The 3,937-nt window shown below is 72.5% G+C and carries 4 protein-coding genes; all 4 read left to right on the top strand.

Features of this window, described 5'->3' with window-relative positions:
- Positions 1-18 precede the first annotated feature (18 nt).
- Positions 19-924 carry an NADP-dependent oxidoreductase gene (locus RIM90_RS30910; RefSeq protein WP_309064049.1) on the top strand — a complete coding sequence of 302 codons (906 nt, stop codon included), beginning with the start codon at positions 19-21 and terminating at the stop codon, positions 922-924.
- A 76-nt stretch (positions 925-1,000) separates the two neighbouring features.
- Positions 1,001-2,062, top strand: coding sequence for an alkene reductase (locus RIM90_RS30905; RefSeq protein WP_309064048.1), 1,062 nt, complete (start codon positions 1,001-1,003; stop codon positions 2,060-2,062).
- 11 nt (positions 2,063-2,073) lie between these two features.
- Positions 2,074-2,553, top strand: a complete 480-nt coding sequence (locus RIM90_RS30900) for a MarR family winged helix-turn-helix transcriptional regulator (RefSeq protein WP_309064047.1) — start codon at positions 2,074-2,076, stop codon at positions 2,551-2,553.
- A gap of 547 nt (positions 2,554-3,100) precedes the next feature.
- Positions 3,101-3,937 (top strand): SDR family oxidoreductase (locus RIM90_RS30895; protein ID WP_309064046.1); only part of this gene is annotated, 837 nt, incomplete at its 3' end.

Below are 3,937 nucleotides of genomic sequence, written 5' to 3'. Positions count from 1 at the left end.
GGCACGGGAGGAGTCGTCATGAAAGCCATCCTGTTCGACCGCTTCGGAGGCACGGAAGTGCTGCGCGAGGCCGACGTCGAGGTCCCGCAGCCCGGCCCCGGGCAGATCCGCGTCCGCGTCGAGGCGGCCGGGCTGAACGCCCTGGACGGCAAGATCCGATCCGGGGCACTGGAGGCCCTGTTCCCCACGCCGCTCCCCTCCGTCCCCGGTCACGAGCTCGCCGGCGTCGTGGACGCCCTGGGTGAGGGCGTGCGGGATGTGCAGGTGGGCGACGAGGTGCTGGGCTGGTCGGACACCGGCTCGTACGCCGAGTACGCGCTGGCCACCACCGTGGCCCCCAAGCCCGCCGACCTCGACTGGCAGCACGCGGTCGCGCTGCCGGTGGCGGGCGAGACGGCCGAGCGGGTCCTGAACCTTCTCGGCGTCACCGCCGGGGAGACCGTGCTGATGCACGGCGCGGCCGGAGGGGTCGGAACCCTGGCGGTCCAGCTCGCCACGGCCCGCGGAGCGCGTGTCATCGCCACCGCCGGCCCCGCCAACCAGGAATACCTCGCCTCGCTCGGCGCCACCGCGACCGTTTACGGCGAGGGCCTGGTCGAGCGGGTCCGGGCCCTCGCCCCCGACGGCGTGGACGCGGTGTTCGACGTGGCCGGGAAGGGAGCCCTCGAGGACTCCATCGCCCTGCGCGGCGGCACCGACCGCATCGTCACCATCGCCGACTTCCGCGCGCATCAGCTCGGCATCACCTTCGCCAACGGTCCCCAGGAGCGCTCGGCGGCCCGCCTTGCCGCCCTGGCCCAGGACGCCGCGACCGGCAAGATCGTCACCACCGTCACCGCCTACCCGCTCGCCCGGGCCGCCACGGCCCAGCAGGTCAGCGACGCCGGGCATGTCCGGGGCAAGCTCGTCCTCACCCTCGGCTGATCACGCCCGCCCCTCCTTCCGCCACACCCCCGCTTTCCGATCACCACCTGTTCATCACCGCACCGAAGGACCATTCATGCTGAACTCCCTGTGGACACCGACCACCGTCGGTGACATCTCCCTGCCGCACCGCCTGGTCATGGCCCCCATGACCCGTGACCGCTCCACACCTGAGGGCGTCCCCACCGAGCTGAACGCCGAGTACTACGCCCAGCGGGCCTCGCACGCGCTCATCATCACCGAGGGAACCCAGCCCTCCGCCGACGGCCAGGGCTACCTGCTCACCCCCGGCATCCACCATGACGAGCAGATCGCCGGGTGGCGCAAGGTCACCGACGCCGTGCACGCGGCCGACGGCCGGATCGTCATCCAGCTGATGCACACCGGACGCATCTCCCACCCCGACAACACCCCCCACGGGCGCCAGCCGGTCGCCCCCTCGGCGATCCGGCCGCAGGGCACGATGTTCACCGCGTCCGGGCCCCAGGAGATGCCGACACCCCGCGCTCTGTCGACGCAGGAGGTCGCGGCGACCGTCGACGACTTCCGCCGCGCCGCAGCGGCTGCCGTCGCGGCAGGCGCCGACGGCGTGGAGATCCACGGCGCCAACGGCTACCTGGTGCACCAGTTCCTGTCCGACAACACCAACCAGCGCACCGACCGCTACGGCGGCTCCCTCGACAACCGCATCCGCTTCGCCGTCGAGGTCGCCGCCGCCGTGGCCGACGAGATCGGCGCCGACCGCACCGGCCTGCGCATCTCCCCCGGCAACCCCTACAACGACATCGCCGAGTCCGACACCGCCGAGCTGTATCCGGCGCTCATGCGCGCCCTCGGCCCGCTCGGCCTCGCCTACCTCCACATCCTCCACACGGGCGACGAGGAACTGCTGGGCACCCTGCGCGCGCTGTGGCCGACCACGCTGATCCTGAACAGGGCCGGCACCGACCTGCCCACCCGCGCCAAGGACATCGACAACGGCACGGCCGACCTTGTCTCCGTCGGCGCCCTCGCGCTGGCCAACCCGGACCTGGTCGAGCGGCTACGCTCTGACGCGCCGCTGAACACCCCCGACCCGGCGACCTTCTACGGCGGCGGAGTGGCCGGCTACACCGACTATCCCACCTACACCGCCTGAGGAACCGAACCATGTCCGCCCCCACACCCCGCATCCCCAGCACGGCCGGCGAGGGGCCGATGAGCTACGCGATCTTCCAGCTCGCCCGCGCTCACCGGGCCCGCGCCGCCGCCATGCTCCGCGAGATGGACCTGCATCCCGGACAGGAGTTGCTGCTGATGCAACTCCTGGACCGGGACGGCCAGACCCAGTCCGAGCTGCTCGAAAGCGTCGGCCTGGACCACTCCACCGTCTCCAAGTCCCTGCGCCGCATGCAGGACGCCGGCCTGCTCGTCCGCGAGCCGGCCGAACACGACCGGCGCGTCATGGTCGTCCACCTCACCGACAAGGGCCGTGCCATGCGCGAGCCCCTGGCAGCCATGTGGCGGGCTCTGGAGGAGACCTCCGGGCGGAACCTTTCGGCGCAGCAGGCAGAGTCCTTCGTCCGCACCGCCTACGCCATCGCCGACGCGATCAACAACCGCGCCCTTCCGCGGGAAGAGTCCCGGTAACTCCCCTCGGCGTGCACCCCGGTCCGGCCCGGAGTGCGAATCGTTTCCGGCGTTCCTGCGAAGTGGACAGTGCCGCGGCGCACTCGGCTCACGAAGGCCCTTGCCGAACGGAGCCAGGCTCCCCGACTGCCGGAAGAAGCCCGGTGAGCCGACCCGGCGGATGTGGCGGAACCCGCCCGTTCACCCCCGTACGTCAGGGAGGACGGCGGTGAGCGGGGCCTGGGCGCCAGGGGCAGGCGCGAGCGGTCCCGGTGGGAGCAGGACGGAACTCATCCGGGGAAAAGGGCAACGCCCCCGCGGGTACGGCGAGCCCTTCCCCGTCACCGGCCGGCCGCACATCGAGGACGGCCGCACCACCCGCGTCCGGGTCCCCTTCGGCCTCTGCAAGCTCCTGCAGGCCGGCGGGCGGTGACCGGCGCCGCGGATCCGCCCGCCCCGGGCCCGCCCCCTGAGCGACCCGGGCCGACGGCGCCCGCGTCCGCGGCCACCACTGCCCCGCCCACCTCGTCCCCCCACTGCTGACCTGACGGAAAGTGAGACCCCCCCCATGACCCCCACCCCCACCCTCCCCGTCCTCGTCGTCGGCGCGACCGGCTCCCTCGGAGGCAAGGTCGTCGACGAACTGCTCGAGCGCGGTAAGAACGTCCGCGCCCTGGTCCGGCCGACCACCGACGCGAGCGGACTCGAAAGCCGGGGCGTCGAGATCGCCCGCGGCGACATGCTCGACCTCGACTCGCTCGTCGCCGCCATGAACGGCGCCGACGCCGTCGTCACCACCGCTGCCGGCTACACCCGCGGCGGCAGGGACGCGCACGACATCGACACCGTCGGCAACGCCAACCTCGCCGAGGCCGCCCACCGCGCCGGCATCCGGAGGTTCGTCCTGACCAGCATCCTCACCAGCGACCAGACGCCCGACGTCCCGCACTTCTGGCACAAGAAGGTCGCCGAGGACAAGCTCGAACAGCTCGGCGTCCCGTTCGTCGCACTGCGGCCGGGGGCGTTCCTCGACCAGATCGCGAGCGCGGCGGGCGACCCGATCGACAAGGGCCGCCTGATGTGGATCGGCAAGACCACCGTCCCGCTGACCTTCGTCCACACCTCCGATCTCGCGGCGTACCTGGCGGCCGCGGTCGACGCCGAGGCCGACGACGGTGAGCGCATCGACATCGGCTGGGACCGTCCGGTCAGCATGCGCGAGGTGGCCGACCTGATGGGCGACCGGGCCGGAAAGAAGATCAAGGTGTGGGCCGTCCCTTCCGCCGCCGCCCGCGCCGCAGGGGCCGTCGCCGGCCGCTTCATGCCCCTGGTCAAGGACATGGCCGCGATGTTCAGCTGGTTCGACAGCGGTCGCTACGTCGCCGACCCCCGCCGCCAGGAGCAG

This window comes from Streptomyces sp. (assembly GCF_031181555.1).
GTDB lineage: Bacteria > Actinomycetota > Actinomycetes > Streptomycetales > Streptomycetaceae > Streptomyces > Streptomyces fimbriatus.
This window is presented reverse-complemented; position numbering and strand designations above follow the sequence as displayed.

Coding starts and splice junctions, on each gene's coding strand:
- RIM90_RS30905 (WP_309064048.1), top strand. CDS start 1,001: ATGCTGAACTCCCTGTGGACACCGACCACCGTCGGTGACATCTCCCTG.
- RIM90_RS30900 (WP_309064047.1), top strand. CDS start 2,074: ATGTCCGCCCCCACACCCCGCATCCCCAGCACGGCCGGCGAGGGGCCG.
- RIM90_RS30910 (WP_309064049.1), top strand. CDS start 19: ATGAAAGCCATCCTGTTCGACCGCTTCGGAGGCACGGAAGTGCTGCGC.